Annotated in this window: 18 protein-coding genes; 9 read left to right on the top strand and 9 right to left on the bottom strand. The window is 46.4% G+C overall.

Going from position 1 to position 24,920, the window contains the following annotated elements; genetic code table 11:
• Positions 1-37: 37 nt before the first annotated feature.
• Positions 38-934 (bottom strand): LysR substrate-binding domain-containing protein, encoded by an 897-nt coding sequence (locus ACK5NH_RS09690; RefSeq protein ID WP_416919590.1) that lies wholly within the window; start codon positions 932-934, stop codon positions 38-40.
• Between the two features lie 112 nt (positions 935-1,046).
• Between ACK5NH_RS09690 and ACK5NH_RS09685 the strand changes: the two genes are divergently transcribed.
• The 7 genes from ACK5NH_RS09685 to ACK5NH_RS09655 all read left to right on the top strand — a co-directional run bounded on the left by ACK5NH_RS09685 (position 1,047) and on the right by ACK5NH_RS09655 (position 9,760).
• Positions 1,047-2,969, top strand: a complete 1,923-nt coding sequence (locus ACK5NH_RS09685) for an alkyl sulfatase dimerization domain-containing protein (RefSeq protein WP_416919588.1) — start codon at positions 1,047-1,049, stop codon at positions 2,967-2,969.
• Between the two features lie 82 nt (positions 2,970-3,051).
• Positions 3,052-3,903, top strand: a complete 852-nt coding sequence (locus tag ACK5NH_RS09680; RefSeq protein ID WP_416919586.1) for an alpha/beta fold hydrolase — start codon at positions 3,052-3,054, stop codon at positions 3,901-3,903.
• 656 nt (positions 3,904-4,559) lie between these two features.
• On the top strand, positions 4,560-5,669 hold the full coding sequence (locus ACK5NH_RS09675) for an AI-2E family transporter (RefSeq protein ID WP_416919584.1): 1,110 nt from the start codon (positions 4,560-4,562) through the stop codon (positions 5,667-5,669).
• The gene (locus ACK5NH_RS09670) at positions 5,659-7,227 is read left to right on the top strand and encodes an efflux transporter outer membrane subunit (RefSeq protein WP_416919582.1); all 1,569 of its coding nucleotides are present in this window, start codon (positions 5,659-5,661) and stop codon (positions 7,225-7,227) included. Before ACK5NH_RS09675 ends, ACK5NH_RS09670 begins: the two co-directional genes overlap by 11 nt.
• Entirely contained in the window at positions 7,220-8,314 is a 1,095-nt protein-coding gene (locus ACK5NH_RS09665) for an HlyD family secretion protein (protein ID WP_416919580.1), read from the top strand. Before ACK5NH_RS09670 ends, ACK5NH_RS09665 begins: the two co-directional genes overlap by 8 nt.
• An 8-nt stretch (positions 8,315-8,322) precedes the next feature.
• Positions 8,323-9,348, top strand: coding sequence for a DUF2955 domain-containing protein (locus ACK5NH_RS09660; protein ID WP_416919578.1), 1,026 nt, complete (start codon positions 8,323-8,325; stop codon positions 9,346-9,348).
• A 1-nt stretch (position 9,349) separates the two neighbouring features.
• Positions 9,350-9,760 (top strand): ion channel, encoded by a 411-nt coding sequence (locus tag ACK5NH_RS09655; protein ID WP_416919576.1) that lies wholly within the window; start codon positions 9,350-9,352, stop codon positions 9,758-9,760.
• A gap of 137 nt (positions 9,761-9,897) precedes the next feature.
• Here ACK5NH_RS09655 and ACK5NH_RS09650 read toward each other — a convergent pair whose 3' ends face one another.
• From ACK5NH_RS09650 to ACK5NH_RS09640, 3 genes are all read right to left on the bottom strand, one after another.
• Positions 9,898-10,365 (bottom strand): DUF6386 family protein, encoded by a 468-nt coding sequence (locus tag ACK5NH_RS09650; protein ID WP_416919574.1) that lies wholly within the window; start codon positions 10,363-10,365, stop codon positions 9,898-9,900.
• Between the two features lie 121 nt (positions 10,366-10,486).
• On the bottom strand, positions 10,487-11,998 hold the full coding sequence (gene bdpA, locus ACK5NH_RS09645; RefSeq protein WP_416919572.1) for a BAR domain-like protein A BdpA: 1,512 nt from the start codon (positions 11,996-11,998) through the stop codon (positions 10,487-10,489).
• A 226-nt stretch (positions 11,999-12,224) separates the two neighbouring features.
• Complete coding sequence (locus ACK5NH_RS09640; protein ID WP_416919570.1) at positions 12,225-13,583, bottom strand: MATE family efflux transporter; 1,359 nt, start codon at positions 13,581-13,583, stop codon at positions 12,225-12,227.
• 421 nt (positions 13,584-14,004) lie between these two features.
• Here ACK5NH_RS09640 and ACK5NH_RS09635 point away from each other — a divergent pair, with 421 nt between their 5' ends.
• Positions 14,005-15,549: an MFS transporter gene (locus ACK5NH_RS09635; protein ID WP_416919568.1), complete on the top strand. Its 1,545-nt coding sequence runs from the start codon at positions 14,005-14,007 to the stop codon at positions 15,547-15,549.
• A 100-nt stretch (positions 15,550-15,649) separates the two neighbouring features.
• Here the strand turns inward: ACK5NH_RS09635 and ACK5NH_RS09630 are convergent, their stop codons facing one another.
• Positions 15,650-16,171 carry a DUF3087 domain-containing protein gene (locus tag ACK5NH_RS09630; RefSeq protein WP_416919566.1) on the bottom strand — a complete coding sequence of 174 codons (522 nt, stop codon included), beginning with the start codon at positions 16,169-16,171 and terminating at the stop codon, positions 15,650-15,652.
• Positions 16,172-16,506: 335 nt separating this feature from the next.
• On the opposite strand from ACK5NH_RS09630, the gene ACK5NH_RS09625 reads away from it, so the two are divergent.
• Positions 16,507-17,283 (top strand): substrate-binding periplasmic protein, encoded by a 777-nt coding sequence (locus ACK5NH_RS09625; protein WP_416919564.1) that lies wholly within the window; start codon positions 16,507-16,509, stop codon positions 17,281-17,283.
• An 82-nt stretch (positions 17,284-17,365) separates the two neighbouring features.
• On the opposite strand, the gene ACK5NH_RS09620 is transcribed toward ACK5NH_RS09625, so the two are convergent.
• The 4 genes from ACK5NH_RS09620 to ACK5NH_RS09605 all read right to left on the bottom strand — a co-directional run bounded on the left by ACK5NH_RS09620 (position 17,366) and on the right by ACK5NH_RS09605 (position 24,882).
• Positions 17,366-18,469: a CobW family GTP-binding protein gene (locus ACK5NH_RS09620; protein ID WP_416919562.1), complete on the bottom strand. Its 1,104-nt coding sequence runs from the start codon at positions 18,467-18,469 to the stop codon at positions 17,366-17,368.
• A gap of 113 nt (positions 18,470-18,582) precedes the next feature.
• Entirely contained in the window at positions 18,583-19,956 is a 1,374-nt protein-coding gene (locus ACK5NH_RS09615; RefSeq protein WP_416919560.1) for a DEAD/DEAH box helicase, read from the bottom strand.
• A 196-nt stretch (positions 19,957-20,152) separates the two neighbouring features.
• Positions 20,153-23,182 carry an EAL domain-containing protein gene (locus tag ACK5NH_RS09610; RefSeq protein WP_416919558.1) on the bottom strand — a complete coding sequence of 1,010 codons (3,030 nt, stop codon included), beginning with the start codon at positions 23,180-23,182 and terminating at the stop codon, positions 20,153-20,155.
• A gap of 110 nt (positions 23,183-23,292) precedes the next feature.
• Positions 23,293-24,882 (bottom strand): glycogen/starch synthase, encoded by a 1,590-nt coding sequence (locus tag ACK5NH_RS09605; protein ID WP_416919720.1) that lies wholly within the window; start codon positions 24,880-24,882, stop codon positions 23,293-23,295.
• Positions 24,883-24,920 lie beyond the last annotated feature (38 nt).

The raw sequence follows: 24,920 nt of genomic DNA, 5'->3' as shown, positions 1-24,920 counted from the left end.
AACTCAACTTATGAACTCAACTACAATGAAGTGATGATTATTTGGTAACTACCAGAACTGACTTTATTAGCTCATGCAGAAATGATGTTAATGGAGCAGAGCGATAACTTTGTTTAAAAAATGACGAAAGGGAATAGCTGCCCATAGCTTCAAAATCCCAAATATTGACTTTAGTATTATTGCACATGTAATCCGGCAAAAAGGAAACTGCGGGAACATTTTGAATAATTTCGAATGCTGACAATAACGAGTCGACATAAAGAACTTTATTGGGTTGAATTTTCAGCCTTTCTAATAGGCGGTATCGATGTTCATTCCAAGAAGGCAATTTAGCCACAACCAATAAATGATCCATTACATCATCTAATTTATTAATATAAATATCAGGATGGCTTGCTAAAAAAACATGGTGATTAGAAATATTTTTCTGAGTTATATCCTTATTTGTTTCCACATCAGTAAAATGAACTCCAATGTCCACCTGCCCTTGGCTAATTTCATTTATCGTATTGCTATTCCAGCGTTGTATATGGATTCTGGCCTGCGGTAAATGTTGAAGTAACACTGTAGCAATTTTTGCAGTAGCGTATTGATAAAAATAAGAGTTGAGAGCAACTACAACTGGTTTTGAATATTGAGAAAAGTCTAATTTTGTTATCGTAGCCTGTTTTAATAAATAGGCTATTTGGTTGTAACATTTTTCTATTTGCGGCGCAATTTCTTGTACTAAAGGAGTAAGTTCCATTCCCTGTGCACTGCGGATAAAAATAGGGTCATTTATTTTTTCACGCAGTTTGGTGACATCTCTGCTAACTGCACTTTCTGATTTATTAAGAATTTGCCCAACTTTTTTTAAATTACGATAACGATTAAGCAGAACCATTGTTTTCATCAAATCTAAAGACAAATCTGTAAACGCTGGTGGCAATTCCATTCGCAGCTCCATTCAGCCATCTTGATCAAAACGCAAGAACATATTAACTATGAAAAATTAGAATAACAAGCATATACTGATAAAAGTTCTTAACAACACAGGTGATAAAGCGATGAAAATGGATTTCAATAGCATAGGTAATATTGCGATGAAAAAGACGATTATTAACATTTCGTTATTGTCAGCACTTAGTTTGACGACAACAGCGTCATTTGCTGTCAATGATGTAGATTTTAGCTCGCCTTATATGAATGCTAAAGGTACGCCATTAGTTAATTTACCTGAAAATGGAAATAAAGCTAAAGTCAATCAAGAAACTGCAAGATATTGGAATCTCGCTAAAAATAGCGAACAACGAGCATCTTATGATGAACTTACTACGGTAAAAGTTGCAGAGGGTATCTGGACTTTTGGTTCACCTTCACTTGTCAATATGCAAGCAATTGAAGCACCTAAAGGCCTAATTATTTTCGATACCGGAGATAATGCAAAGGATGCAGAAGAGTTCTATACGATGCTACGCAAAGAGACGGATAAACCGATTGCTGCGATTGTTTATTCACATGAACATTACACGTTTGGTACACGCTATCTGTTAGAACAAGAGGCAAAACGTGGTAACAAAGATATAAAAATTATAGGTCACCCCAATACTAACGGCTCGATTGCAAAAAATGGTGGTTTATCATCAATCCACCCTGAAACAAGTGGTGTGTTAATGGCTCGTAGTATCGAGCAGTTTAATTTCTATCTACCAAATACTGGTGACAACGCAGGATTTAAAAATACTGTACACGTAGATGCGACCGGCTTTATTCCTGTTAACTTATCGCCGACTCATGACGGTCAAAAAATCAACATAGCTGGCCTTGACATGATTTTTTATATTGAGGGCATCGGAACTGACACCTCGAACCAATTAATGGTTTATGTTCCCAGTAAAAAAGTGTTACTAAATAATGTGATGTGGGGTTGGTTCCCCAATATTTACAGTGCGCGTGGAGGCCGCTATCGAAATCCTAATGAATGGGCTGCGGCGGTAACCAAGATTGAAGAATTAAATCCTGAAATTTTGCTTTCAACCCACTCTACTACTGTAGTTGGTAAAGATAAGATTAAAGCCCGCCTCGATTATTATCGTGACGGCTTAGCTTATGTGCTTGACCAGTCATTGAAACATATCGCTATGGGCCAAGGTCCTGACGAACTTCGCTATAGCGTAAAATTGCCGAAATATCTTGCAGATTCTCCTCTGTTAGTCCAAAACTATGGAGAAATTTCACTCATGGGACCACGTATTTTTACGGCATTATTTGGTCAGTTTGATCGTGATGCTGCTCATTTGAATAAACTGCACCCCAAAGATGAAGCTATGCGCATGGTTAAAGCTATGGGAGGGGAAGAAAAAACATATGCAGTAGCAAAAGAAGCTTTCAATAATGGTGACTACTTATGGTCAGCTCAAGTTGCTGATTATTTGGTAGAAACAAACCCAACTAAGGCAAACAAAGACCTAAAAGCTGATGCTCTGGAGCAAATGGGCTACCGTACAACATCAACTAACTCGCGTTCTTTCTACTTAGCACAAGCAGCTGATCTACGAGGGGAAGTAAGCATCATCACTAATGTGCCTTCAAATCCAGAATCAGTCGTCGCAAACATTGCTGACTTTGTTAACTACTATCGTATCCGTATTAACCCAGAACGTTCAGGTAATACACAGGCCACCATGCAGTTTGATTTTGGCGGTGACAATGTGTTTGGACTTGAAATTAATCGGGCTGTTGTCAAATACCTAGACAACAAGAAAATCAAGAACGCAAAAGCAGACGTTACGATGCAAATGAAGCCTGAGGTATGGGCAGAAATTTACAACAACACAGCAACGCTGGATAACTTGCTAAAATCAGGAAAAATCAAAATAACTCAAGGTGATGAAGCCAAAGCTGTTCAGCTAATGGGCTTATTTGACCCAATGTATGATTGGCAAAATGACAAAGGGTTGCAATACCTTCAAAAACTGTCGAGCAAATAAGCCGCAACTACTAAGTAAATAAGTCATTGTAACTAGTTTTAGTAGCTAATTGCGGCTACTAAAACTAATTTGGAGAGACTCTATGAATACATCAAATCTAGGCCGAAGCTTTCAAGTTAAAAACGGTGATATCACCATTCAAGCATATGAAAAAGGTCAAGGCGAACCGATAATTTTTGTACATGGATTTCCTGACTCTGCAAATGCCTGGCGTAACCAAATCAATCCATTTGTGAATGCAGGTTTCCGTGTTGTGACTCTAGATATGCGTGGCTACGGTAATACTTCTAAGCCAGAAGGAAAAGGGCATTATCACGTTAAGATACTGGCCTCTGATGTTAAAGCAGTATTGGATCATTTAAATATTGAAAAAGCTCATGTCGTTGGACACGATTGGGGTTCTGTTGTGTCCCAAGCATTTGCGGGAAACTATCCTGAAAAGACAAAGTCTCTAAGCATTATCTCAGTAGGCCATCCATTTGTGATACTAGGTTCGCCAGAAATACGCCAACGTGAAATGTCATGGTATGTACTCTTGTTCCAACTCCCCTTTGCACAAGACATGCTCGCAGCGAATGACTGGCAGCTATTTAAAGAATGGATCCGTAATCATCCAGAATGGGAACATTGGAAAAATGCCTTTAAAGAACCTAAAGATATCGTTCCAGCGTTAAACTGGTATCGCAATGCGGTTGACTTAGAGAGCCCTATGACACCGGAAGACATTGGCGAAATAAAAGCACCTTGCCTAGGTATCTGGTCTGAATTTGACTACTATTGTGGTGAAAAACAGATGAAAGATACGGCGGAATTTTTTGCAGGAAAGATTAGCTTTGAATATGCTCGAATCAATGATGCTACACACTGGGTACAGCTTGATAAGCCAGATGAAGTCAATGAACTATTACTAAAATTTACGGCTAAACATATTTAAAGCTTCACTACAGATGTTCTAACGCAGCCCTTATCTAAACAGGGATTCACAGATAAGGGCTGTAAACTCTCAAAGTGAGCGATATTTTTCTAAGCTTTACCAAGTTTTTATACTGCTAAAATGGTAAACGCAATACTCATGATCTTGTATATCATTTGATAGCTAAACATCAAAATCAGATCTGTTCCTGTTAATTTTTACCCAAAACTGCTTCACTATTTACATAGAGCTGAGCCAATACTTTTGAACATCTCACTAAGTGTTTGGCTCCAGTAATAACGGACATTTAGTGTCATATATCAGTCACACCAACTAAAATGATCGAACCCAAAGCGATAACAAGCATATCAGCACGCTGGCTAAATGAACTTTTTATTAATGTTATAGCCCTCACAGTTTAATTGCGAAATAAAATAAAATTATTCACAAATCTGAACTAATATGTAATTTGCAAAGAGGAAGATAGCAGAAGTGAGGGGTAACCATACTGAAAACATGCATTTATCAGTAATTATACATGACTAGGGTTACTGCTAGCTTGTCGCTATTAGGTGCCTAATCATCTTCATCAACACAGTAACATCAAGGATCTGCTGCTCTGTAGAAATACAGATGATTCCAGTTATAGGTTTATAACTCGTTGAGGTAACAACGGAATGGAAAACAACGAATTAATCGCGGTTGAAAATCGTATCGTCACTAAGTTTTTGGACATGTTTATCAAGTTTGGCATGCTCCTAGCACTAGCGTCCTTCTGCTACACCATCTTCTCCCCGTTTTTAAATATAATGCTTTGGGCAGTGATTTTAGCCGTGGTCATTTATCCCTTTCATCAACGTATCGCTAAACGTCTGAGTGATAAGCAAGGGCGAGCCGCTACATTATTGATTGTTTTAGGGTTAATGCTACTAGTGTTACCAACTATTATGATGGTCAGTTCCATGACCGATAATATGGGTAGCTTGGTTGAGCGCGTCAATCAAAACACCCTTGAAGTTCCTGCACCAAAGGAAAGCATTGCCAATATTCCCTTTGTTGGAGCAAAAATTTATGACTTTTGGCAGAAAGCATCGACCGATTTACCCTCGTTAGTCAAAAGTTTACAACCGCACTTAGGCGATGCTGCCAAACAAGTCATTCATGCGTTAGCCAGCATCAGTGGCAGTCTGTTGATGAGTATGTTTTCCTTCATCATCGCAGGCATCATGATGGCCTATGGCCGCGCCGGTGCACAAAGTTCGACTCGTATTGCCACTCGGATAGCCGGCCCTGAGCGCGGCGCCAAACTGGTCAATATCTGCTCTTCTACTATTCGTGCCGTGGCGCTTGGGGTTATAGGTGTTGCCTTTATTCAGGCACTGCTGGTCGGTATTGTTATGACCGTCGCAGGTATCCCCTTGGTGGGTATCTTCTTTATCTTGGTCTTAGTGTTAGGGATTGCACAAGTTCCCGCGCTATTAGTGACGCTTCCAGCGATAGCTTATATCTGGATGGCGGGTGACAACGGCACGGTAGGCAGCATCATCTATACAGTGTTGCTAATTCTTGCGGGTGCGGTGGATAACGTGCTCAAACCTATTTTCCTCGGCCGCGGAGTCGATGCTCCCATGCCAGTGGTACTCATCGGCGCCTTAGGCGGCATGGCTACCAGCGGTATCTTAGGGATGTTTATTGGCGCCACACTCCTGTCTATCGGCTACCGCATATTTATGGCATGGGTGGACGAAGGTCTTGAAGATTCGTTGAGAGAGCAAGATGGCAATTGATCGCTTGTTTCCCCGCCTACTGTTAGGCGGGGCCTGTGCTCTGCTCAACGGCTGTACTGTGTTAGGCCCAGACTATCAACAGCCCGATGTGCCAGAGATCCAAACATGGCAGAACGCCAGTTCGCAGTTATTTAGCGCGGCGCCAGCAGCCAGCGATTATCAACAATGGTGGTCGCAACTTAACGATCCTGCGCTTAGCAGTCTGATTGACGAAGCCTTGCTGAAAAATCCGGATGTTCGAATAGCAGGATTACGCATACTCGAAGCGCAAGCACAATTAGGTATCGCTGAAAGCCTTAAAAATCCCCAGTTAACCCAGGCCACAGCCCAATGGATTGGCGCAGGCCAAACCGAAAGTGGCAACAGTACTTCAGGCAGCAGTTACGGCGCGGCATTCAATCTTGGCTGGGAACTGGATTTTTGGGGTAAATTCCAGCGCAGTATCGAGTCTGCCGATGCAAACTACTTTGCCACCATAGCCCAATATGACGATGTACAAGTGTTGATGATTGCTCAGGTGGCGCAGCTGTACGTAACCATTCGCACCCTAGAGGCGCGGCTGCAAATTGCCCATGAAAATGCGCAAATCCAAAAACGTAGCTTAGAAATCACTCAGCATCAGTTTCGCAGCGGTAATACTGCCGAGCTGGACGTGCAACAAGCCAAGACTCAGTATTTAAGCACACTCTCGACGATTCCGACATTAGAGACAAATCTGCGCCAAAGCCAAAATGCCCTAAGCACGCTACTGGCAAGAGCGCCGGGGCCATTACCCGAGATGGCGAGCAATACAGGCGTGATCCCACAGGGGCAATTGGCATTAGTCACTGAGATGCCTGCAGATTTATTGCGTCGGCGTCCAGACGTAAGAACCGCCGAGCGGCAACTCGCCACCCAATCAGGGCTGATTGGCATTGCCGAGAGCGATCTGTATCCCTCTATCACCTTGGCTGGCACGCTAGGACTAAATGCCACGGGCAGCGGTCACAGCATTTTCTCTTGGGGTGTGGGTCCATCGATTAGCTGGAATATTCTCGACAGCGGTAGATTAACCAACCAAATCCTAGTGGAAGATGCACGCTTTGAGCAATTACACGAACTCTACCGTGAGACAGTGTTTAAAGCGGCGCGGGAAGTCGATGATGCTGCCATTGCTTATGCCAACAGCGCAACCGAAATTACCTTGCTGACTCAAACAGGTGAAGCCGCGAGTCGTTCACTCGAAATTGCCAACACTCAATATCGTGAAGGCATGGCAGATTTCCAACGCGTGCTCGATTCGCAGCGTGCCCTCTTTAGCCAACAAGAACGGCTCGTTAACAGTCGCGGCGCCCATATAGGCAATCTCATCACCCTCTACAAAGCGCTTGGCGGTGGATGGGAGCAAGGGCGACAACGCCCGCTGGTGAGCTCAGAGGTAGATAAAAAGTTTCGTAAGCGTGATGAATGGCTGCCGCATCTCGATAACAAGCAGTTCGATGCGAATCAGCCCAAAGCTGGCACTCCAGCAGATGCTCAGCCAACATCGACTATTCAAAAGGGAATTGTGAATGACTGACAGTACAGCGACTCCAGGAAAGGCCAGCAAATATGCCACCCTTGGCCTTCTGGCAACAATAGTAATCTTGCTGTTCTGGTATCTTTTGGCCGACAGAATGACTCCCTATAGTTCGCAGGCGAGGGTTCAAGCCTTTGTGGTGCCGATTGCAACTGAAGTCACCGGGCAGATCTTAAAAGTGTATGTAAAAGATAATCAGGATGTTGCCGAGGGCGATCCCTTATTTGATATCGATCCAGAGCCCTATGATATTGCGCTTGCTAAAGCAAAATCTGACTATGAAACTGTGTTAAATAGCGTTAAAGCCAATAACGAGGGTGTTAAAGCGGCAGAAGCAAAATTACAAGCGATGCGGGCCTCTTACAGTAACGCAGTTAAAGATGCTGAGCGACAAGAGCGTCTCTATCGCCAGGACCCTGGCGCCATTTCGGTACGCCGACTCGAAATTGCGCAAGCATCGCGAGAAACCGCCAGTAGTCAAGTAACGGCCGCCGAGGCCGATGTCAGACGTGCCATTGAGGCCGCTGGTGTTAATGGCGAAAACAACTCACAACTATTAAGTGCCCGCTCGGCGGTGAACAAAGCCGAGCGTGATAGGCAAAATACCCATGTCGTCGCGCCAAGTCGCGGCGTTATCACAGACTTAAATACCGACGTGGGGCAGTTTATCAACGCTGGCGCCCCAGCGATGACCCTTATTGCCATTCATGATGTGTGGATTTCAGCGGAGTTAACCGAAAACAACCTAGGTAATATTCAAGTGGGTGACAGCGTCGCTATCCTGCTCGACAGCATGCCAGGACAGCTTTTTCATGGACAAATACGCAGTATCGGCTATGGGGTCGACGATGGTAAAAAGCAGGCTGTAGGTTCACTGCCAACGGTCAGCAATAGCCGCGATTGGCTCAGGCAAGCGCAGCGATTCCCGGTTAAAGTGTCGTTCTCATCGGACGATATGCCGCCAGCGGCGAGCTTACGAGTTGGAGGTCAAGCGGATATTTTGGTGTATACCGAAGAACATAGCCTCATGAACCCACTCGGCGCCCTCTATATCCGGATCATGAGTCTCTTCTCATACCTGTATTGAGGCCAGACATGCATCACGCCGACAGCGCAGTACTCAGAATTAGCCTAGGCACCGCATTAACGGTGTTTGTGTGTTTTGGTTTAGGGCTACCTATGCCACATCTTGGTTGTATTATGGCATGGGTCATATTATGCCGCCCCGGTGAGGCTCTGAGTTTAAAAAAGGGCATTATCGGCGGCGCGCTCCTATCGCTAATCATGACTGCGGGCATATTGTTAGTCCCCCTACTGAGTTATTACACCCAGGCCGCAGTGCTTTTAGTGGCCTTACTGCTGTACTACTTGATGCTCATGTCGGTCACAGGCAAAGGCGTACTCGCCATGTTACTGACGATGGCCATTACGCTCATTCCTGTGGCGGGATTAATGGAGCAAGCATTGGCACTCGCTATTGCACAGTTGATAGCTGTCGGGGTATTAATTGGCACTTTAGTTAATGGCATCGCCCATGCCCTTTTCCCCCCCGCCCCCTTAACCGCCGCAGAACAACCAGTGCTATCCCCACCAGAACACCCCAAAAGACTGGCCCTACGCGCCACGATTATTGTCATCCCTGTGTGGTTACTCGCACTCAGCGATCCGGCGTTTTATATCCCCGCGGTGATGAAGACTGTGATGCTGGCACAACAAAGTACCCTGCTGAATGCAAAGCAAGCGGGTAAAGAGCTGGTGTTATCCACCCTAATGGGCGCCCTACTGGCATTCGCGTTGTGGATGGGATTAAGCATTTGGCCTTCGCTCTTAATGCTTATTCTTCTACTTAGCCTAATGACGATATGGCTGGCACAACGGCTTATCCAATTAGTACCAACGGGCTTTCCTCCTTCGTTTTGGAGTAATAGTTGGATCACCGCCCTCATCTTATTTGGGCCTGCGATTGCCGACAGCGCGAATGGTAAAGATGTATGGTTAGCCGCCGCGATGCGCTGCGGTCTGTATTTGTTAGTCGCTGGATATGGTTGGCTCTGTTTTATGGTACTCGAGCAGCGATGGCCCGCTGGTCGGCCCGCCGCAGAAGCCCCTGTTGGAGAATAAAATGTTATCAGCATTAGTGGTTGGCTTACCCATCATATTAATCAATATGTTACTCCAATCTCTTGCCACTATGTGGTGTATCCGTTTTTACAAAAAGCGGGTACGGGACCACGAAAGTTTAACTGCAGGGGTATTAGGCCTGTTTGGCATCACAACGATTGTGATACTAGGCAATCTTTTACAGATTGTCGCTTGGGGCAGCTTGTTTCTGTTTTTAGGCGAGTTCGATAACCTGCATCAAGCCATTTACCACTCAGGGGTCAACTTCGCGACCTTAGGTTATGGCGATATTGTGATGAGCGAAAAATGGAAATTATTAGGTCCAATAGAGGCTGTAAATGGCGCCCTGATGATCGGCTTATCGGGCGCATCTATGTTAGCAGTTTTACAGCAATATGTTCAGAAAAAATAACCGATAGAACCTAATGGTAAGAGCCGTCAATAGTGACCCGAACATCCTTTGGAATAATGATCTATAACACTTACAAAAAGCCGCCTCAGTTGGGCGGCTTTTCTATTGGATGGGGAGTTAGGGTAGACAGCATGTGCTTAAAGCGATGGACTCGAAGTAAACTCGTTTAGTGCCTCTTCCGAGGTTGACTCATATTCCACTACCAGTTTGTTGGGAGTCAGTCGATAGACTCTAACCTCAATATTGCCTCTCATTGCATAAATTAATGCGCCGCCATGGGTCGTTTCAGGACCTAAATCTCCTGCTGGCACTTGCTCCGCGGCGCCTATATATAAACACCCAGACAATACGGTTAAGTTTGCACTGAGATAATTCCCGCTGAGTCCCGCCTCCCCTAGCTTGTGGAAAATATCGACCTCATAACAGCCATCGGCACCGAGTCCGACAAATAACACATGGCCTTGATTGATTTCTGAAATTTCATCACTTGGCACTGACCACCAATCGGCCGTATCTTCGCAGCGATGGACTAATGCCGCGGGGTCGAAGACCGCCATTGTGGCGGTATCTGTGTCAAATCGAGTGCTTGTATAGGGTTGACTCATCATCCTTGCCTACGAACAGAATATGATTCTGACGTCCTGTTATATCCTTAATAACCCCAAAGCTAAAATCGAAAGCCTCATGATTTTAGTCTGTTACTGCCACTTAGCGATAAGCATCCCACTACATAAAGGCCTTAGTAAAGGCTTCCTTCGATTGACGAATATAGTTGCGTGCACTTTGGGCATGTTGTTCCCATACCGCCCTATCGCTTGGATCGGTGAAGGGATTTTGCTCGGCGGCAATCGAGCGCTCAAAACGGTCGTAGAAGGTTAACATGGCCGAAGTAATTTGGTTAAAGCGTTCTTTAAACTCCTGAAACTCATCCATTTTTTCAGTGGTTTTAATCATATATTGCACTAGCTCGGCATTGCTGTTCGCAGCTAATAAGGCTTCTGCCTTGGCGCTGATATTGGCATTGACGTCAGCCATAATTTGCGCCCGTGTCTGCTCATCTTTGCTCATCACCTTACTGTAATTTTCAGGGGTGCGGGCAATACTGGCGTGTTGCAGGTAGCTGCGCAGATGCTTATCTAAATCCTTACGGAAATAATCTAAGTTCTTCTGCATACTAACTAAATCATTATCGAGCGCCGTAACCTGTTGCAGCTCTTTCTCGATTTCAGCCATAAAACGTTCGGCCTGCTGATAGATCTTAAGGCCATTTTCCTCGGCAAACTTTTTATCACTGCGGCTTAAGTCGCTGTTGTCATAGTTTGAACGGTCAAAGGTTGCCGCGAGGAAAGATTTAAAGGGTTCGGCAAACGCCGAATAAGCGCCTGCGCTCACCACATTTAAGGTGGCGGTGGCTAAATCACCAAAGGGTTTAACCATAGAGCCTAAACGCGCTTGCTGAATGGGCGACGCCACCCGCTTAGCATCGGTCAAGACCGACCTAAAGGTGTTATAACCCAATGGGTTAGACATTTTATTACGTTCAGAGGTCGCCAATACGAAGGTGATGCTCGAATAAATCGCATTGGAATATTCGAGGTACTGTCTTTGGCTTTCGAGCTGGGCGGCATAGTTTTTGCCCAGGGTTCTAAAGGATTCGGCCTGAACCTCGTAGTTTTTGTCTTCTTTAAGCTTATCTAAAATGCCGCCAATGATTTTTTGCTCGTTTTTTTGCAGTGCAATATCGAGGCGAATTTTATCTAGGGTTAAGTCATCCAAACTGATGGGGCCATTGATGGATTCGATATCGAGGCGAATATACTGGCGGCTCGGGTCGTCAATCGACACCCTGTGGGCCAAATATTCGGTAGTTGCAGGGGTGATATCAATAAGCGCCACATGCTGCCACTGAGCATCCAGTTTTAATACGGGCGATGTGAGTACATTAATCCGGTATTGGGTTTGGATATTTTGTGTCTTGACCCAAAACTCCAACAGACCCGCTTCGGAGACAGGGAATTTACTGACAATGCTGCTATTGCCTTCGGCACATAACAATGCGCTCTCACCACTGTGGGGCTCTGCGCCCTCAAATTGGCAGCCCATGATCCAAGACCAAGGTTGGGATAAGCGGTTACCCTCAAAATCGCTAGCAAACACTAGCTCATTATCCTTGGCACTGGCATTAACACTGGTTAACACGCCAAACAACAGCATTGAGATGACTGCAGCGGTGCGCATAAGAGCCTCATAAAACATAAATAACAAACGACGAGCCTAAACGGCCCAGAATTCTATCCTATCCACACGCTTTTACCGTCAGTCAGCAGCCGTATTTTTGTGACAAAAAACACGCTAAAAACTGCGCTAATTTTAAGCTGGGATTAAACCAGCGAAATGTATCAGAGCGCATGCCGACACGCTAGTATTAAGTCGGTTTCAAGCATAAAGATAATGCCAAACAGTATTAGGCTTTGGCTTTAGCGTTAACTTCGAGCCGCCCCATAGCGATAAACATCCAAATCACCAGCATAGTGCTACAGGTCGCGAGCGACACCCACACACCAATCACCCCAAACGCCCAAGCAAAGCAATAGATAATGGCGGCGATCAGTAGCAATTTCACCCCAGTGAGAATCGATGCCTGTTTGGCACAATTAATCGCTTGGAAGAAACTCGCGCCAACTAAAATCAAGCCTTCCATCGGTAAGCCCCAGAAATACCAACGCATGCCTTCAATCGCGACGGGCGTTAAGCTTGGGTTATCACCGGCAAATAAGTACACCAACCATTCGGGGCGGGAATAAATCAACACTAAACCGAGTGCCGCTGTGAGTAAGGTCATGCCAAAGGCGATATTGCGTGCCTGCTTAACCCTGTCGAAACGCCCTGCCCCCGCATTAAAGCTGTAAATCGGTTGAGTACCGAGGGCAATGCCTTCAAAAATCAGATAGAAAAACGCTTCGGTGTAACTCACAACCCCGTATGCCGCCACATGCAGAGGACCACCGACCCATAAAAATGCGGTGTTATGCAGGGTCAATACAATCGACAAATACAGGTTCATCAAAAAGCTTGGCAGGCCAACACGGGCAATATTGAGGCAGTTGTCGAGCTTTAGCTTCATCTGCTCAAGATTGATTTTGAGCTGCGTGCGCGCCCCAAAAAAATGCTGCAGGCAGAGTAAACCAGTCACGGCCTGGGACAACATGGTGGCAATCGCCGCCCCAGCCAAGCCGAAGGGAAACACCACAATAAACAGCCAATCTAAAAAGGTGTTCAGCACACCACCTAAAATCAGCACAAAGGTCACCATAGACGGACGACCATCGTTACGCAGCAAGGTGGTAAATGCCATTGAAATAATAGGGAAATGACATAAGGCAAAATACCAGAACAGGTATTCGTTAGCGTTTTCGAGTATCTCTCCCTCGGCGCCGAGGGCAATTAAAATATCCCGAGAAAAGATCCCGCCGACTAAGGCAAAAAATGCCCCCGCCAGTAAACACAAGCTAAAGGCGTTGCCGAGCAACTTACGCGCCTTGGCGACATTACCTTGCCCTAAGTTAATCGAAACTAACGCCGCGCTGCCCATGCCTATCATGGCGCCAACTGCATAGAGAATCGCGCCCACGGGATAGGCCAACATCATGCCCGCCAATCCAGTTTCACCGAGATAATGACCAACGAAGATACCATCAATGGTGACATACACCCCTGTCACCAACATGGAAGCAATCGTTGGAATGGTATAGCGCCAGAAAAGCTTAGAAATCGGCTCTTGCAGCAGGCGTTGATCCGTTGCGCTATGGGAAATAGCAGTCATAACCTAATCTCACAAAAATAAAGGCAGGGTGCGCACTCAGATTGTTCTGGCGGTATTCACTTAGATAAATAGAATGATGAACAAAAATGCGGCAGTGGATTGTACCTAAATTTTACCTTAATACCAATCGCGTTTAACGGGATAGAGTTGTAACAAAAACTAATCAGCACAATACCTTACCACCAGACACTTTTACCCATCCATGGCGACAAATTCGCTACCACTCAATAACAGATGTGGCGAAAGTCATCATTTTTCACTACTTTTTTGGTATTTAACCCTTAATTAGGTAAAGTGTAGGTTTAAATTGCCCGAAATAGGTTAATTATCTAGGTATTACTTGCCGAAATAATTTAGCTAATCATCTAATTAATAACAAATTAGCGGCATTAAATTCAATAACAATAATAAAGGGAAGGACATGAGTCACAGTAGTCCAAATGCAGAGAATGATCTGCGCGAAGTCAAGCAGTTAGGCATGTGGGCCTCCATCACTAGCCTAAGTTATATTTTTTGGTTAGTGGGCGGCATGGAGCTGGTCGAACGTATCGCCTATTACGGCGTCAAAGCCAGTGCGGGCTTATACGCCAAAGCCCCCGAATCAGCTGGCGGTCTTGGGATTAGCCTCAGCGACTATGGCATCATTATTTCGCTCTGGGCCATTATGCAGACCTTTGTACCTGTCTTTACTGGCGGGATTTCCGACCGGGTCGGTTACAAGGAAACCATTTTTGCCTCTACCGTGATTAAAATCATAGGCTACCTGACTATGGCGTTCTTCCCGACCTTTTGGGGCTTTTTATCGGGAGCACTGTTACTCGCCATCGGTACAGGTATCTTTAAACCCGGTATTCAAGGCACCTTAGTGCTCTCCACCAATCGCAATAACACCTCCATGGCTTGGGGGATATTTTACCAAGTGGTGAATATCGGTGGCTTCTTAGGGCCACTCGTTGCCGTACATATGCGCCAGCTTTCTTGGGATAATGTGTTTTATGCTTGCGCCGCGATTATCTCGCTAAACTTCCTGTTTTTATTGACGTATACCGAGCCAGGCAAGGCCGAGCGTATCGCCCGTAATCAACAAATTAAATCCGGTGAAGTTAAGCAAGAAGCCCTATGGCGCGATGCTTGGCATGAACTGAAAAAGCCTATCGTGATTTATTACATGCTGGTGTTTGCAGGCTTTTGGTTCCTGTATAACTCCCTATTCGACGTACTGCCCATCCATATTTCGGAGTGGGTCGATACTAGCGTGATTGTGACCAGCCTGTTTGGCAGCGAAGGCACCAGCAACGGCATTTTACAATTCTGGCTCGGGTTAAATAACGAAGGCACTAAGGTAATGCCCGAGGGCATGCTTAACCTCAATGCGGGCCTAATTATGACCAGCTGCTTTTTAATTGCCGCCCTGACCGCCAAATACCGCATCACAACCGCCATGCTAATTGGTTGTTTACTGAGTATCTTGGCCTTTGTGTTTATCGGCGCCTTCCATGCCGCTTGGTTTATCGTGTTCGCTATCGCCATGTTCTCGATTGGCGAAATGATGATAAGCCCAAAGAAGAACGAGTTTATGGGTAACATTGCCCCCGAAGGTAAAAAAGCCATGTACCTTGGCTTTGTGATGCTACCGCAAGGGATTGGTTGGGGCTTAGAAGGCTATTTCGGCCCTAAACTCTATGAGATTTTCGCCTCTAAAGAGTTGTTCTCACGCGAGTTATTACTCGAGCGAGGCATGAGTTCGGCGGATGTGAATGCTATCCCGCAAGGGGAAGCTTTTACTACCTTAGTCAGTTTTACTGGCGAAAACGCCAACGACCTGACTCAGCTGCTGTATCACAGCCATAATATCGGTATGGCTTGGTATATTATCGCCGCGATCGGCACCATTTCGGCTGTAGGGATTTATATCTATGGTAAGTGGTTACTGTCGCAGCAACGGGCGCAACAAGCAGCGCATTAGTGGATTAATTTTTTAGGGGCGATATCAAACCCCAATATCCTAAATCTAAAAAGTGAGTGTGCAAACACTCACTTTTTTATTGGATGCTTGACTAAAGCCACTAAAAGCCCGCTAAGAATTCGACCTCAAATTGCTCGGCCGACAGGGTTAATCCCAAGGCGTCGCACTGTGTTTGCAACTCTGTCAGTTCCTTATCGACGGTGGATAAGGTCAAGGTATTATCATCCAGCTGATAGACTTGGCGTAAACTGGTGAAGTAAAACAGCATTGTAATCAAGGCGTTTATATCATTATTCGCCGCCGCTGCCCGGATTTTACTCAACTTACGATAAATGCGATTTTGCAGCTGCTTTAACTGCCAGACGTAATAGATTTCTTTAAAAAAGGGCTGAGTCTTAAGCTGATACACTATGGCGCTACAGAGCAACACCGCCAGAATCACCCCGAGTAGATTCCAATGGAAATTCCCCGTCGGCTCACCGGGCACAGCCTCTACGCCAAAGAGCGCAATCAATCCCGCCCCAAAGCTTAGGGATAACACAATCAAGCCTAATACCAAGGCCACCATAAACAGGTTCATATTGCTACGGTAAATCGTTTTATCTACTTGCTGTAACTTCATCGGCTCACTTCTTATCGAAAAAAACGCATGGCGGCGCAGCATACCTCAGATAGCTTGAGCCTGCCTGAATATCCGCGTCGTAGATCCATGCCCAGAATTAAACAGATACAAATTGAAACAGGTATAACCAGAGTAAAAACAAGCAAAACACTAATGAATTTATTTGTTTATCTTCCATTTAAGGGAATATTCTTATCCCATTACCTCTCTTTACAAGCTGCGAATAAGAATAAAAATCGGTGTACAATTTGCCAAGATTGCGGAAAAAGGATGTTTAACAACTCACCGCCTCAAAATTGAACTAAATTCCTATAGTAGTCATAAAGGAACCGTCAATGGCATTTAGAAAAGTGCTTATCTCTTACAGCCTTTTTATCCTCGCTAGCCTCTGCCCACAAGCGGAGGCGGAGGAACTTCTTGCCGTTGGCACCTCTTTTAGTCAGATTTTTGAACAGAACGCCAATGGCGAATACAGTGGTTTAGGTGTCGATATTCTGAATCGCTTTGCCGAAAAGCAAAAAGTAACCATTCACTATCAAATTGCACCTTGGCGCCGCGCCCAATCCATGGTCGAACGAGGGCAAGCGGATATTCTGATTGGCCCCTATATTTCCGAGGCACGGCAAAAAATCTTAGCCTTTTCCTCCCTCGCCTTTTACCGTGATGACATCGTTTTTTACGCCAGAACCGATAATCCCTTACCTTGGGACGGCAACTACGACAGTATTCGTGGGCTTAGAATTGGTAAAATGCAAGGCTGGAGTTACGGCTATTTGTTTAACGAGCGCACCAGGTCGCTCACAATCAATGAATTTTCTGATCTTAAGAGTGGTATTGAACGCTTATCCCGTGGCGATCTCGACCTACTCGCCAGTAATATCCGCAACACCCAGGCACTACTAGCTCAAATCAAGATCCCACAGGCTATTGCGCCAATTTCACCCACGATTGATACACAAGATGGTTTTATGGCTTTTCCGAAATACTCACAATTTCAACCGCTTCAGGAAAGTTTCGACCTATTTATGCAGGACATGGTGCAAAGCGGCGAACTGGCTAGCCTTGCCAAGGCTCGTGGAGTATCGATTCCCGACACTCAGCTCACCAACTAGCGCCAGTCTCTAAACTTACACCTCTTAGCTTAGCGCCTTAAATAATGTGATTAGCTTGATGCTTAAGCACCATCTCGTTGGACTAAACCACTAAACAGCCAATTAATGCCTGTTCAACCTCATCCCAATTCATCTCTTGGGTCGCAATCATTTCTAAGCGCGAGTCTAGGCTATCGTCCAACTCAGTGACCGCCATGTCGCCATCGCTCCAATTGATCCCCGCAATGCCATCGCTGGTGATCATCACTGCCTTTAACCTTAGTAGCATCGAATTGGCCTGCGTCTGCATCGCAATAAACTGCAGCAATTTATCAAAATCAAATTCCTGCATCGGCTCAAATACCCAGCCGCAGCTAAAACAACCTTCGCCCTGATTGTGTTTACGCACTATGCCGCGCGCATCGAACCTAAATCCTTGCCTGCTGGCGTCCCCGGCAAAAATCCCCTGTTGGCCTATAGTGTCGGCGGTAAGACGCAAGAGACTCGAAGACGAACTTATAGGCTTAAAAGCCGCGGACTTGCTACTCGATGTCTTAGCGAATTGACGTCTGGGTTGCCTGAGTGATTCAAGTAAGGATGCGGATAATTCCTGTGATGCACTATGCTCAAGTACCAAGGTATGACTCAGCTGTAACTCATTGAGATATTCTATTAATTCGTCCGCTAATTGCCCGCCCTGCGCCGCTTCAAACTCGGGGTATAAATCGGTTTTCGTCGTGACTATCACATCGGCGACTTGCAACTGCTGGATAAAATTATCGTGCCCACGGTAGCGTTCATCCCTTAATTTACGGGCATCAATAAGGCATAGGGTGCTACGCAAGCTGATCACATTGTGATAATGGGGCGCGCTGAGCACTTTGATAATTTCATTGGGATGACCCAGCCCCGTCGGCTCAATCAGCAATCTATCGGGCTTAGCGCGGGCAATCAGTTGGTTAATGGCCACTTGAGTAGGCACGCCCGCGGCGCAGCACATACAGCCACCAGCTACTTCGCGGATTTGTACGCCGCTATCGCTGGCATCCATCAGCCCGGCATCAATACCGACCTCACCAAACTCATTCACTAATACCGCCCAGGTTTCTCCCTCGGGTTTGGTCTTGAGGAGTTGCTTAATAAGGCTGGTTTTACCTACGCCTAAAAAACCTGTGATGATATTAGTGGGAATGGCTTTGACTATCATGGACGACACTCTCATGGCAACGAACAGAATTGAGGGCATTCGAGTGTAGGGATTATCCCTTTAAAGCTCAACAAAAAGCGCGCCTTAGGCGCGCTGATGCAGTGATAAACCCATCACTTTTTTAGTTTATTGCCACTCTGGGGCTTTCCACGAGAGAGCGGAGTCTGAGATGAGCTAAATTTCGCCTTATCCTTTGAATACTTACCTTCGCGGGATGGGGATTTTCGGGCACGGGCTTGGCTCTCACTCGACTTTCCGGCAGAACTTGCTTTGCCAATAGTCCGATCCTTTGGCGCTTTATAACTCCATTTGGTCTTAGTGGTTGCCGCAGGTGCATCACGGTAGCGCGCGGGCAGCGGCGTGCCTTCTTCATAACCAGGTTGCACAGTGACAGGCAAAGTTTGTCCGATTAAGGCTTCAATCTCGGCCAGCATCTCATCGTCTGCGGGGGAGACAAATGAAATCGCGCGGCCCGAGAGTCCCGCACGACCAGTACGGCCAATACGGTGAACATAATCTTCTGCTAGGAAAGGCAGCTCTAGGTTAATCACTAAAGGCAGTGCCTGAATATCTAACCCACGCGCGGCGACATCCGTCGCCACCAGCACCCGCAGTTTGCTCGCTTTAAAATCTTCGAGCACACGATTACGTGCACCTTGGGTCTTGTCCCCGTGGAAGACGCCAGCACTGATCCCATCTAAGGTTAATTCCTGCAATAAATGCTCGGCGCATTCCTTGGTACTAGCAAACACCAGTACTTGACGCCAATTGTTGCGCCCCACTAACTCGGACAATAACTCGGCCTTACGGCGTTTATCGACTCGATAAACGAGCTGTTCAACTGTGGATGCAGTGGCATTTTCGGCCACATTGACCCACTCGGGTTGATTGAGCATCTTATGGGAGAGTTGCTTCACCGCATCGCTATAGGTGGCTGAAAACAACATGGTTTGGTGCTCTGTCGCAATAAGGCGCTTCACCTTTTCAATGTCGCGCACAAAGCCTAAATCGAGCATGCGGTCCGCTTCGTCGATCACTAAGGTGGTCACAGTGGACAGATCTAAATTGAACTGGCCAATAATGTCGAATAATCGCCCCGGCGTCGCGACGAGAATATCGACGCCTTGCTCCACCCCTTTGCGCTGGGGATTCATATTCGCACCGCCATAAACCGCTAAGGTTTTCAGGGGTAAGAACTGACTGTATTTTTGAATATTAGCGCAAACTTGAATCGCCAGCTCACGGGTCGGCGTCATCACCAGCGCCCTAAGCAAAGGCTTATCATTTGACTGCTTTGACAGTTGCTCGAGAACGGGTAAAGCAAAAGAGGCAGTTTTGCCCGTTCCCGTTTGGGCGCAGGCCATAATGTCCTTCCCCTCGAGTGCTAAGGGGATCACCTGCTGCTGCACTTGCGTGAGTTGCTGATAGCCACACTCAGTTATCGCATTCAAAATGGGGGAAGATAAGCCGAGTGTGTCAAATTTCATAGGAACTCTTAGGTGTTAGTCGATAGGATTTGCTAAATGCGCAGCAGAAAAGAGAAGAATCGAAGAGATGATAAATCATGTTCTTCAAGATTGTTGATTTCTGCATCATGCCCTTAAACTGGGCCGCGGAGTCTAGCAAAATTTGCGCTACATTTATAGGCACAAACGAAAGACTATTGCGAAACAGGGTGAGTCACTACGCCTCTTTGAGTAAATACTGGTTCGCAAACTCAGTCGCTGTCACGGGTTTAGAAAATAAATAGCCCTGTCCGTAGTCGCACCCCGCATTGAGCAATACTTGGCGCTGCGCCTCGGTTTCGACCCCTTCTGCAATGACCTTCATTCCTAATTTATGGGCCATTACGATAATCGCCTCGCACAGGGTTTGGTCGCTTTCATCGGTATCGATATGGCGGGTGAAAGATTGATCAATTTTCAAATAGTCGATATCGAATTTTTTCAAATACGCCAGTGATGAATAGCCTGTGCCGAAGTCATCTAAGGAAACTTGCACGCCAGCATCCCGATAGGCGAGGAGTTTTTCGGTGACGCCCATACTGGCATCGAGGAGTAACCCTTCGGTAATTTCGACGCACACGCCCGTGCCGGTGACATCTAATTTCTGGAGTAATTCGAGCCAATTGTGCAGCAAGGTGCCCTCGTCCCGAAACTGGATAGGGGACTTGTTAACGCTGATCTGGATCTCGATTCCAAAGGTTTTGCGCCACTGAGCACTTTGGCGTGCCGCTTGCTCAAATACCCAGTTACCAATCTCAACAATCAGCCCAGTATCTTCCGCAACGGGAATAAATTCCGCCGGTGAAACCTGCCCCCGTTCGGGGTGGAACCAACGCAATAACGCCTCGGCCTTAAGCACCTCGCCAGTCCCCATAGTCACTATGGGTTGATAATGCAGTTCAAACTCTTTGTTAACAACCGCTTGGCGTAAATCTTGGATTAAGCGCATCCGATACTTGGCATATTCCTGCATCGAAGGAGTGAAGTAGTTGAAACGATTGCGGCCCTGATCTTTCGCCGCATACATGGCCTGATCCGCATGTTTGAGTAGCCCTTCGATGCTGGTTGCATCATCGGGATAAAGGGTAATCCCGATGCTGGCACTGATATAGGCGGTTTCCTCCCCGAGCACATAAGGCTCGGCAATGCGCCTTAAAATATGTTCGGCGACCCGTTCAATCCCCTTATGATCCGCCATAGCACTGAGCACGACAGTAAATTCATCGCCGCCGAGTCGCGCCACCACATCGGCATCCCGCACACAGGATTTCAAGCGATTGGCGGTTTCGATAAGTAACAGATCCCCCATGGCATGGCCTAGGGTGTCGTTCACTTCTTTAAAGTAATCCAGATCGAGGAACATCAAGGCAAAGTGATTGCGATTACGGTCGGCACTCTTGATTTCGGCGCCCAAATACTCGAGCAACATACGCCGATTCGGCAAGCCCGTGAGCGTATCGTAGTTAGCCTGTTTCCAAATCAGATGCTCACTGTGCTTTTTATCCGTGATATCGGAAAACAGCGCCACACGGCGATAAGGTTGGCCATCTTTATCGTTAATGGTGTTTATGGTTAGCCAAATAACGTATTCCTCATTGTTTTTACGTCGTTGGCGCATTTCCCCCTGCCACTGGCCTTTTTCGCGGATTTCATTATTCATCTCGGTATAAAAGCCGTGGCCGTTGAGATCGCAGTAAAGCATGCGAATATGCTGCCCACGAATTTCCGATTCACTATAGCCAGTGATCTCGGTAAAGGCCGCGTTGACTGTGATGATAATGCCCGTTTCATCGAGTACACTCATGGCCTCAGAGCTGTTGTCATACACCAGTGCCGAGAGCTTTAGGGATTCTTCAATCAACTTAGCCTCAGTAATATCGGTATAGGTACCGCACATTCTCAAAGCATTGTTATCGGCATCACGGCTCACGACCTTGCCAGTATCTAAAATCCAGCGGATATCACGATTGAGGGTTTTTAAGCGATATTCCATCTTATGTTGTGGCGTTTCCCCGCGAATATGGGCTTCGATAGAATGCAGCACCTTGGGTCTATCTTCGGCCACTATCGAGTCCATCCACTGGCGGCTATTGGCATTGAGCGTGTCGATGTCACAACCTAAAATATCGGCGCTGCGGGCATTGCGCTCAATATGGTCATTGCGGATATCCCAATCCCACACACCGAGATCGCTACTACTCAATACCAGCTCAAGTTGCTCACGGCTAGCGAGCACTTCCCTATCGGCTAGGGTTTGCGCCGTGACATCCAAATAGCCTGCAATCACCAATAACACATTATGACTCGCACGCTTACAGGCCACCGTCATATGGGTATAAACAACTGAATTATCTTTGGCGATAAAGCGCTTATCCATTTCATAGTTATCAATTTTGCCCGCCAGCATTAACTCAAACTTGACTATGTCCGCCTCAATATCGTCGGGATGGGTAAGTTGTTTCCAGGTCATATGCAATAACTCATCCTCTGAGTATTTCAGCATCTGGCACAGTCTTGGGTTCACCTTGATCCACTTTTGATCTATATCTGTAATCGCAATCCCGATATTGCCGACATTAAACTGGCTGCGGAACAGAAAATCATCCTGAAGGCGGATCTGCTCGTCACGCTCCAGCTCAAAACGGCGGGAGAGCAAGCGACTCAGTAACCAAGTCGCGAGGGGATATATGGTTAACACGGGTAACATGATTTTTTGCAGCAAGGGAATGGCGACATTGCTCGGCAGCAGGAAAAACCACAACAGCATCACTATGTGCACCACAAAGGCAAAACTGAAGATTTCTCTACCCGAGATATTGGCAAGATAGGACTTACGGTATTGACGCCATATCACGCCAATCAAGCCCGAGGACATAATGACGCCAAGACCGACCCACATGGCCGCGCCACCAATACTGATCCGGTAAATACCGGTAATAATTACCGCCACCACAGTGGGCAAACCACCAAAAAAAAGGCCGGTGACACATAAAAGCACTGAGCGAGTGTCGAAGATAATACCGGGTTCGTACATCCATGGGGTACTCATGATAGTGACACCTATGCCACCTATGAGTAATCCGATCCCCAACCGCCACAGAAGAAAATACTGTCGCTGATGCTTTTTAGGAATAGCATCGTACAAAAACACGAGAGCGAGCAATAACGCCGCATTTTGTACTAAGGGTAAGAAAATGCTTTTATCCATGAATGTGGAAGCAACTCCAAAAATGAGGAAACGGTTTATCTTACATAAAACTATCCCTCACAAGTGTAGCAGAATCGCTTACAAATCATGATCTAATTACAAGGGGTAACTCACAAAATGTTGTAGAGATGTTTCTTGTATTCAAGTGCTATGTCATGCCATTCGAAGCGCCGCGCTTTCGCCTTACGTTTTAATTGCGTCCAGTCGCTGCCGTCAAATTTTACCAGCGCTTCGGCAAGTTTTACCAGCAAGGCCACGCCCTGATGCCTAGTATCTTCGCCATAAAACACAAAGCCATCGATATTGTCCTCGACCGTATCTTGTAATCCACCAACGCCGTGTACTAGGCAAGGCTGACCGCAACGCATAGCAAGCATCTGGCTTATGCCGCATGGCTCAAAGGAACTTGGCATTAAAAACAAGTCTCCGTGCTGATAAAGACTCAGGGACAGCTCCTCATGGTATCCCTGTAAAAACACAAAATGGGCATACTTAGCAGCAAGGGTTTGAAAAAATTGCCCTATCTCTGGGTCACCACTGCCAAGCATCACAAACAGTGCCTTGGGCTGCATCTGTTGTAATTGCAAGAGTAGTGTCTCTAATACGGATAACCCCGAAGGCAAAATATGGCGCAGGATCAATACCTTTTGATCGGTAAGCCGACCAACCGACGTCAGCAAAAATGCTGGGAACTCTCCCGATGAGGCTTGACGCCACAGCGCCTGCAGTCGAGTAAAGGCAATCATATCGACGCCACTGACCTGACTCTTAGCTCCCTGCCACTGGACTAAAGCCGACTCGATACCCCCTAGTAACGCCCTAAACTCAGTTAATCCCATGCGTTTTAGGGATCTTTTACTTAAAGCCTCGGGGTATTCACAACCGTTTAAAATACCAAGCACCCGCCCCTGCTCGGCTTTGTGTTGCAAATCGGCTTCTAGCCCTTCGCCACCGAAGAAGCCCAATTCGGGACGAGAGGGAAGCAATACCTCCTTGGCATAGGTCGGTGAGACTAAATGAACTTTCCCAGCCAGAATGATCCCCATCCGCATCGGATTGATGCAATGGGGATAACGGGGGTCGATAATCTGGGCGCGTTGGCTTTCATCTAACTGAGTAAATAAGTGAGGAAACCAAGCCGCAAAGCTTGAGGTATCATGGCTGAGCGGCCTTATCCCCTGCAGCGCAAGATTATGAATCGAAAACACACATTCTATGCTTTGCAATGCATGATACTCAGGCGCCAGCGCCCGCAGCATGGCTAAACATCCCGTATGCCAGTCGTGCAGATGTAAAAGCTGAGGCATAGGCACAAACCCAGTCACTAAGGCTTTGGCTACGGTTGCACACAAAAGTGCAAACTTAGTCGCATCATCGGCAAAGGGGCGATCATTCGTGCCTTGGCTATAAATCTGCCCGGGGCTCGATTGCCACAGTCCATGTTCGAGCAAGTAAATATTGGCGCCCTCAACCTTAGGATGCGCCAACCAATACAGCTTAATCGGTTCATTACGCCCGGCAAAACTCACCTCGAACTCATGAGTAAGTTTTGCCCCAAGACCCGTTAAAAATCCGTAGCTTGGCATAATGACATCGGCTTGGATCTCAACACCAGCGAGGGCTTGGGGCAAGTCACGTATCACATCCGCCATACCGCCCACTTTTGCGCCTTTAAGCGCCCCATTTTCCGCGGCGACCATTAATATGCGTTTCACCTAACTTCATACTCCAACAGGGT

Source organism: Shewanella sp. (assembly GCF_047975355.1).
Classification (GTDB): Bacteria; Pseudomonadota; Gammaproteobacteria; order Enterobacterales; family Shewanellaceae; genus Shewanella.
Note: the sequence above shows the minus strand (reverse complement) of the source record. Positions and strands in the feature narration are given on the sequence as shown.

Coding starts and splice junctions, on each gene's coding strand:
- ACK5NH_RS09690 (WP_416919590.1), bottom strand. CDS start 934: ATGGAATTGCCACCAGCGTTTACAGATTTGTCTTTAGATTTGATGAAA.
- ACK5NH_RS09685 (WP_416919588.1), top strand. CDS start 1,047: ATGAAAATGGATTTCAATAGCATAGGTAATATTGCGATGAAAAAGACG.
- ACK5NH_RS09680 (WP_416919586.1), top strand. CDS start 3,052: ATGAATACATCAAATCTAGGCCGAAGCTTTCAAGTTAAAAACGGTGAT.
- ACK5NH_RS09675 (WP_416919584.1), top strand. CDS start 4,560: ATGGAAAACAACGAATTAATCGCGGTTGAAAATCGTATCGTCACTAAG.
- ACK5NH_RS09670 (WP_416919582.1), top strand. CDS start 5,659: ATGGCAATTGATCGCTTGTTTCCCCGCCTACTGTTAGGCGGGGCCTGT.
- ACK5NH_RS09665 (WP_416919580.1), top strand. CDS start 7,220: ATGACTGACAGTACAGCGACTCCAGGAAAGGCCAGCAAATATGCCACC.
- ACK5NH_RS09660 (WP_416919578.1), top strand. CDS start 8,323: ATGCATCACGCCGACAGCGCAGTACTCAGAATTAGCCTAGGCACCGCA.
- ACK5NH_RS09655 (WP_416919576.1), top strand. CDS start 9,350: ATGTTATCAGCATTAGTGGTTGGCTTACCCATCATATTAATCAATATG.
- ACK5NH_RS09650 (WP_416919574.1), bottom strand. CDS start 10,365: ATGAGTCAACCCTATACAAGCACTCGATTTGACACAGATACCGCCACA.
- bdpA (WP_416919572.1), bottom strand. CDS start 11,998: ATGCGCACCGCTGCAGTCATCTCAATGCTGTTGTTTGGCGTGTTAACC.
- ACK5NH_RS09640 (WP_416919570.1), bottom strand. CDS start 13,583: ATGACTGCTATTTCCCATAGCGCAACGGATCAACGCCTGCTGCAAGAG.
- ACK5NH_RS09635 (WP_416919568.1), top strand. CDS start 14,005: ATGAGTCACAGTAGTCCAAATGCAGAGAATGATCTGCGCGAAGTCAAG.
- ACK5NH_RS09630 (WP_416919566.1), bottom strand. CDS start 16,171: ATGAAGTTACAGCAAGTAGATAAAACGATTTACCGTAGCAATATGAAC.
- ACK5NH_RS09625 (WP_416919564.1), top strand. CDS start 16,507: ATGGCATTTAGAAAAGTGCTTATCTCTTACAGCCTTTTTATCCTCGCT.
- ACK5NH_RS09620 (WP_416919562.1), bottom strand. CDS start 18,469: ATGATAGTCAAAGCCATTCCCACTAATATCATCACAGGTTTTTTAGGC.
- ACK5NH_RS09615 (WP_416919560.1), bottom strand. CDS start 19,956: ATGAAATTTGACACACTCGGCTTATCTTCCCCCATTTTGAATGCGATA.
- ACK5NH_RS09610 (WP_416919558.1), bottom strand. CDS start 23,182: ATGGATAAAAGCATTTTCTTACCCTTAGTACAAAATGCGGCGTTATTG.
- ACK5NH_RS09605 (WP_416919720.1), bottom strand. CDS start 24,882: ATGGTCGCCGCGGAAAATGGGGCGCTTAAAGGCGCAAAAGTGGGCGGT.